Raw genomic sequence first — 6,470 nt, forward strand, 5'->3', positions numbered from 1 at the left:
GGGGTGGTGGACGTATATGGAAGGGTAAATTTGTATATTAGCAAGGCCAAGCGAAATTAAAGAGCATGTTTTTATAAATGTTACAAATGCTTACAAATGTTTACATTTGAAAGGTGCGTTTATACACATGTTGTGGGTAATTGAATAACAAAGAAAAAAATGAGAGTAAAAAATTTAAAACTTGAAAATATTGGGCCATTTAAAAACGCCCAACTTGAATTTATTTCTGACGACAATGAATTAGAAAAACCACCAGTGGTTTGTATAACTGGAGAAAACGGAACAGGTAAATCAATAATAATTGATTCTATTCGAGCATTATTTAATGGTCGTTTTTCAGGTGGAATTGAACGAGACATAACTTCATCTGACAATTTTAAAGTTGAATCAGAAATTTTCTTTAACGATAAAGCCTTCAATTTTAAAACTACTCAAAAGTTTAAAAAAGATGGTAATGCCTTGGACACAAACAATATGAACATCAATCAGTTGTTTGTTGCTAGTTTAGAATCAGATTTCAAAAAAGATTTCATTTTTGATTATTGGACATCCAAATTATCAAATGACACGTTCAATATCTCGAATATAACATCTTTAGAGACTGATAAGTATCTATCAAACTCTATTTCAGGGGTTCACAAAAACGTTGAATTGACAAAGGTTATTTCATTTTTTGATTATTTAAAAGATAGTAAAGATAAAAGCGAAAAAGAATTAGGTCAATCACTATATGACATTTTAGAAAATATTATAAATATTTCAATTTCAAATGGTAGTCTTTCTCACGTTTCAAGAATTAATTTGCAGCCTATAATTAAAGTCGGTTCGAATGAAATATCTCTTGAAAAATTAAGTAGTGGTAATTTATATTTAATACAGAGATTTACTAGTTTATTGAGCCAAGTATATTCCATTTGTGCAATCAACAGATTATCTATAAGTAAATACAAAGAAATTAAAGGATTATTACTTATAGATGAAGCCGAAAACCATTTACATCCTAAATGGCAAAAGGTGTTTTTGCAAAATATTCAAAAACTTTTTCCAAAACTTCAAATAATAGTATCAACGCATTCACCTTTTATTGTTTCGTCTATTAGCAGTTGTAAAGTATTTGTATGTAAAAGTAAAATTGATTATTCAGTTGTTGAGGAAGAAACAGACTTTTATACAAATAAACCAATTGAAGAAGTCTTATTAAGTCCCTTATTTGATACTAGAAATTTTAACTCGGATATTTCAAAGCTTCTTGAGTTACGAAAAGAGGCTATCGAGAAAAAAGAAAAAATAGAAGTTGAAAGAATTGAAAAAGAATTACTCAAAATAAATCCTGAATATTTTGATTACCTAAATTTAGATTCACTTATAAAATCTATAAAAAAATGAGAGGATTTCAGCGACTTCCTGAACCTCAAATTTTAATTGATAGAAAGAATGCTTGGCTAACAAGTTTTTTGGCTTCAGGAAAAAAAAGACCAGATTCCAGTAAATATGCTCACAATTCCATTAAGATACAATTAAACTCAATGAGTTTTAATAAGTGCTTTTATTGTGAAACAAAATTAAAAGGTAAAAGAAAGGAAGTTGACCATCATATTGAGGTAAGTGTTAATCCCAACCTTTCCTACGAATGGACAAACCTTTATTTATCTTGTGACAATTGTAACAATAAGATACCGCATTCCACTATTTCCATTAATGACACCTTAAATCCTTGTTTAAATACAGATGAAGAAATTATGGAGCATCTAACATTTCAAGATGAATTTATTGAAGCCAAAAATAATTCTCAATTAGGATTAAGAACAATTCAAAAATATAGACTTGATACAGAGATTTTAGATACCAGAAGATTAAAAAGTTTAAAAATATTTTACAAATTAATTTTAGAAATAAAAGAAAACCAAATTAACGAGGGGAGAGATTTTTTAACTGATGAGGAGATAAATGCAATAAATGGGTTTAAAGTCATCAATCATTCATTTTCATTGATGTTTTCAGTATTAATTGAAAAGTTCAACTTTTAAAAAACTACCCACAACAATGGCTATAAGTAATTGCTTGTTCTCGCCTACTTCTGAAAATCCTTGCGGATTTTCAGTTTGGTATGTACTTGCAAAGTTAAGTGCTAACCCACGCAACTACTGATAGCCGAGACCGTTGTGCGTCATTATCAGAAACCGCTAATCAATGATAAAATTCTTTAGAAAAATCCGACAAAACTTACTGATGGAAAACAAAACTGGAAAGTATCTCAAATATGCTGTTGGAGAAATTGTACTTGTTGTTATTGGAATTTTAATTGCACTTCAAATAAATAATTGGAATGAAAACAAAAGTAATATCAAGCAAGCTAAAGAGCATTTAGAAACAATAAAACTAAATCTTCAAGATGACATAATACAAGCCGAAAAGTTACTATCAGAAACACAAACAACGATTGATTATGCAAATGACTTTTTAGACCAATTTAAAACTCTAAAACCAGTAGACAAAAATATTCAGATGTATCTGATTTATATGATGTTTGAAAGAAACATAGAAATAAACGAGAGCGGAATTAATGCTCTTGTGAATTCAAATGGAATGGCATTTATTGATAAAGAACTTCAAACAAAAATATTGAATTATTATAGATATATCGAACAGTTAAAAAGTAGGGAACTTAATGCTAATACAGAAATCAAAACAATGTATGAGCCTTATGTAAAAGAAAATTACTATTGGATATATAATAAAACAAATCCTTGGCATCGACAATCGGAATTTTATAAAGATGACCCTCGAAAACTAGAGAATATTGATTTAAAAAGTGTAATAGATGATAAGAAATTGGAAATAATGATTATGAATAGACGATATCAATCCAAACTTATTTTTGATTTCTATAAAAACACTATAAAAGACGCAAAAGAAATAATCGCAGAAATTGAAAACTAACGAAAGCACAACAATGTTTATAAAAAAATAGGCGAAATAGTCTTAAATATGAGGTTTTTAGCTCGCATCAAACTTTGTGCTTAACCGAAAGTTTAGAGCTTCGAAATCGCTCACTTTTTATATACTAAACGTTGTGCTTCATTATGACAAACTACTAACCAATGATAAAATTCTTTAGAAAAATTAGGCAAAATATGCTGACTGAAAATAAATTCAGTAAATACTTACTTTATGCCATTGGAGAAATTGTTCTTGTAGTAATTGGAATTTTAATTGCGCTATCAATTAATAATTGGAATCAAAATTCTACCCGAAACAAATTAGAATTAGAAGCATTAAAAAACTTAAAAGAAGATTTTGATTTTAACCTATCAGAATTACGTCGCATTGATAGTGTAAATACAAGAAATATTAAGTCTTGTTTAATAATACTTAACCACACAGGTAAGAGATATACAGAAGACTTTATTTTGGAGAAATATTTAAATGATGCTGCCGCATCGCCAGATTACGTTGCCAAAAACGGATTTTTAAATGATTTAGTCAGTTCTGGAAACCTTGGCTTAATCAAAAATAATGCTTTACGTAACCTTTTATCTTCTTGGCCTACCATATTAGATGAATTAACGTTAAGAGAATTAGCTTCAGAGAAATCTGATTTTGCATTGATTGATTTTATTATGAAAAATGGCAGTTGGTTGAATGTCGATGAAGTCATTGGCTTCAATAACAGCTTAAACATAAAATTGCCACAATCTGGCTTTGACATTGACAACAAACAAATGCTAAAATTACCTGAATTTGAAAATAGAATAGAAAACCAAATAATGTTTTTCAACATAGTAAAGGACAGATATAAAGATTGTATGGACTTGAACAAGGAAATTATTCAACTCTTAGAATCTGAAATAAAAGCGAAAAAATAACGAAAGCACAACAATGGCTATAAGTAATTGCTTGTTCTCCCCTACTTCTGAAAATCCGCAAGGATTTTGCTTACGCCAGTTCGCTACGCTCGTGTCAGTTTGGTGTGTACTTGCAGAGTTAAGTGCTAACCCACGCAACTACTCATAGCCGAGATCGTTGTGCGTCATTAGAGAAACAACCATATGAAGAAATATTTATACTATCCGAATTTTGAACCACCAAATACTGAATGGTTGAAATTTTCACTTTTATATTTAGAAAAATTCGAAAGTATTGTTCCATATGAAAGACAACATTTAATTTCTGACGATTATAGACAGATTTCTAATGAAACAGATTTAGTTGATTTATATTCACCAAGTTTCCAACAAGGAGAAAGAGCATCCGAAAAAGCAATTTGGCAAGCTGAAAGAATATTAAATCATCCTTACAGAACAAGCGGTAGATTTAACCGAATTAATTTAAAAAGAGATTGGAATAATAAACTCAACTGGAATTTTCAAATTTACTCTGAAAAATTTTCATATCAGTTTGGTCAATTTTGTGTTGAAAATAAGATTGGTGTTCAAAATGCTGATGGATTGCTATTACCAAAAGAATTAGCCTACCTTTTTATGACACATCTTGCAAAAGAAATCTCTTTCGACAGAAATGGTTCTATAATTACAGACAATTCAGAATTTGACCATTACACTAATTACTCAAGAGTCTTTACGCCAGCTGTTAGAAATAGAAATGAATTTATGAAAGGAATATTGCAACTAATCATTCCAACCGATATTTCTAATGTTAGTTTTAATCAGCTAATAGAATTTCGAAATAAAAACAGAAATAGAATTTCAGAATTTAATAGACAGATAGAAAATGTAGAAGATTCAATTGGAAATGGATTAACTGAACAAGCCTTTATCGAAAGTTTTAAGAGTTCGTATAAAGAGTTAACGGAACAAATATTGCTTTTAGGAGCACGAGCAACAGTAATTCCATTAGCGTCTTACATGCTCATTAACGACCCAAATGCATTAACCGAAGAATACGCAAAGAATATTTTAACTGCACTCGGAATTGGTCTTGGAGGTTATTTTGCAGTAAAAAATTCACTAATAAATACAGAGAGCAAAAGGAGTTGTAAAAAATATTTTGCTAATGTTTCATTACTTAAATAATGTTCAGTAATTAAAAAGTATGACTGGAAAATCAGAAAAAAATTTATTTGGAGAATCCGTCAAAAAGAAAAAAAGAAAATCTCGTTTAGAAAGCTCACTTGAAAAATATGATAAAGAAACATTTGAGGAAAGACTTGAAAGACTTAAATTTTTAAATAAAATATTCCCGAAAGAATTCGGAATTTTAGCTGACCCAGAAACTGTTTATGTTTTTGGGGAGGCGAAAATGGCATTTATCAACGGAGAATTTATTTCGACTATTTTACTTTCCCAAGCGTTTATTGAAAGAAAATTACAACTTCATTACCAATCATTAGGATTAGATATTATTGCAAAAAGAGGTTTAAAGGCTATTGTAACTCATGCTAAAAAGAATAACATTTTACATGAATATCTAATTGAGCGAATAGATGTTTTAAGAAAAAGAAGAAATCCATTTTCACATGTCAAAACGACAGACCATGAATTCAATTTAACTCAAAGAATGATGAATGATTTAAAATCTGACAAAAGATATAGACAACCTTATGAAATTATGGCTGATGACGCAAAAGAGGCTATTTCTTTAATGTATACAATATTTATAACTGAATTAAAAAAATAACGCCACACAACACCGTGTAAAAATAATTGCTTGGTTCTCGTCTACTTGGAAAATCCGTAGGATTTTCCTCTGGTTTGTTCCATTTTTAGTAAGTTAATTGCTTGAACACGCAACTATCCTTACACATAAACGTTAGCTGCAAGCTGAAAAAATGAACGATAAAAAATGAAAATCAGAAAAGTAAATATTCAAGATATTGAAAAACTAAAAGAAATCGGAAAACTGACTTTTGCCGAAACTTTTTCCTCGGAAAACAGCGAGGAGAATATGAAAGAATATTTGGAAAACGGATTTTCAACGGAAAAACTGACTACGGAACTGACCGACCAAAACGCTGAATTTTACTTTGCGGAACTTGACGGAAAAACAATCGGATATTTAAAAATAAACGTTGGACAGTCGCAAACCGAAATAAAGGACAAAAACGCACTTGAAATTGAACGAATATACGTGCTAAAGGAATTTCACGGAAAAAAAGTTGGGCAAATACTTTACGACAAGGCGATTGAATTGGCTAAAGAGAAAAATGTGGATTATGTTTGGTTGGGAGTTTGGGAGCAAAACCTGAGAGCAATTCGATTTTATGAAAAAAATGGATTTGTAGCGTTCGATAAACACGTTTTCAAACTCGGAAACGATGAACAAACGGACATAATGATGAAACTCAACCTGAATGAAAAAAAGCCAGTTGCCAACAATGTATCCTATGAAAAGCACTAATCCCGTTCTTCAAAAATAATATTTTTATTTTAATTATCTCATAATGATGATTTTGGGATGTTGGAATGTTGATAATTCCGAAGGATTATCAATATTTCAATACCATATAACTT

General features: G+C 29.9%; 7 protein-coding genes. All 7 read left to right on the forward strand.

Features of this window, described 5'->3' with window-relative positions; translation table 11 throughout:
• The first annotated feature begins 159 nt into the window (after positions 1-159).
• The 7 genes from ACN0TV_RS16985 (at position 160) to ACN0TV_RS17015 (ending at position 6,357) form a co-directional block, all read left to right on the forward strand.
• Positions 160-1,386 (forward strand): AAA family ATPase, encoded by a 1,227-nt coding sequence (locus ACN0TV_RS16985; RefSeq protein ID WP_417364529.1) that lies wholly within the window; start codon positions 160-162, stop codon positions 1,384-1,386.
• A complete protein-coding gene (locus ACN0TV_RS16990; RefSeq protein ID WP_417364531.1) occupies positions 1,383-2,027 on the forward strand; it encodes an HNH endonuclease in 645 nt (214 codons plus the stop codon). The genes ACN0TV_RS16985 and ACN0TV_RS16990 overlap by 4 nt, the downstream gene beginning before the upstream one ends.
• Positions 2,028-2,229: 202 nt before the next feature.
• Entirely contained in the window at positions 2,230-2,940 is a 711-nt protein-coding gene (locus tag ACN0TV_RS16995) for a DUF6090 family protein (protein WP_417364533.1), read from the forward strand.
• A gap of 161 nt (positions 2,941-3,101) precedes the next feature.
• Entirely contained in the window at positions 3,102-3,866 is a 765-nt protein-coding gene (locus tag ACN0TV_RS17000) for a DUF6090 family protein (RefSeq protein ID WP_417364535.1), read from the forward strand.
• Positions 3,867-4,049: 183 nt separating this feature from the next.
• The gene (locus ACN0TV_RS17005; protein WP_417364537.1) at positions 4,050-5,033 is read left to right on the forward strand and encodes a hypothetical protein; all 984 of its coding nucleotides are present in this window, start codon (positions 4,050-4,052) and stop codon (positions 5,031-5,033) included.
• 19 nt (positions 5,034-5,052) lie between these two features.
• A complete protein-coding gene (locus tag ACN0TV_RS17010) occupies positions 5,053-5,637 on the forward strand; it encodes a hypothetical protein (RefSeq protein WP_417364538.1) in 585 nt (194 codons plus the stop codon).
• Positions 5,638-5,802: 165 nt separating this feature from the next.
• Complete coding sequence (locus tag ACN0TV_RS17015) at positions 5,803-6,357, forward strand: GNAT family N-acetyltransferase (RefSeq protein WP_417364540.1); 555 nt, start codon at positions 5,803-5,805, stop codon at positions 6,355-6,357.
• Positions 6,358-6,470 lie beyond the last annotated feature (113 nt).

The sequence above is a fragment of the Galbibacter sp. genome (assembly GCF_048266365.1).
Taxonomy (GTDB): Bacteria; Bacteroidota; Bacteroidia; order Flavobacteriales; family Flavobacteriaceae; genus Galbibacter.

Bases quoted from the DNA above. Each gene is read 5' to 3' on its own strand.
- ACN0TV_RS16985 (WP_417364529.1), top strand. From the start codon at position 160: ATGAGAGTAAAAAATTTAAAACTTGAAAATATTGGGCCATTTAAAAAC.
- ACN0TV_RS16990 (WP_417364531.1), top strand. From the start codon at position 1,383: ATGAGAGGATTTCAGCGACTTCCTGAACCTCAAATTTTAATTGATAGA.
- ACN0TV_RS16995 (WP_417364533.1), top strand. From the start codon at position 2,230: ATGGAAAACAAAACTGGAAAGTATCTCAAATATGCTGTTGGAGAAATT.
- ACN0TV_RS17000 (WP_417364535.1), top strand. From the start codon at position 3,102: ATGATAAAATTCTTTAGAAAAATTAGGCAAAATATGCTGACTGAAAAT.
- ACN0TV_RS17005 (WP_417364537.1), top strand. From the start codon at position 4,050: ATGAAGAAATATTTATACTATCCGAATTTTGAACCACCAAATACTGAA.
- ACN0TV_RS17010 (WP_417364538.1), top strand. From the start codon at position 5,053: ATGACTGGAAAATCAGAAAAAAATTTATTTGGAGAATCCGTCAAAAAG.
- ACN0TV_RS17015 (WP_417364540.1), top strand. From the start codon at position 5,803: ATGAAAATCAGAAAAGTAAATATTCAAGATATTGAAAAACTAAAAGAA.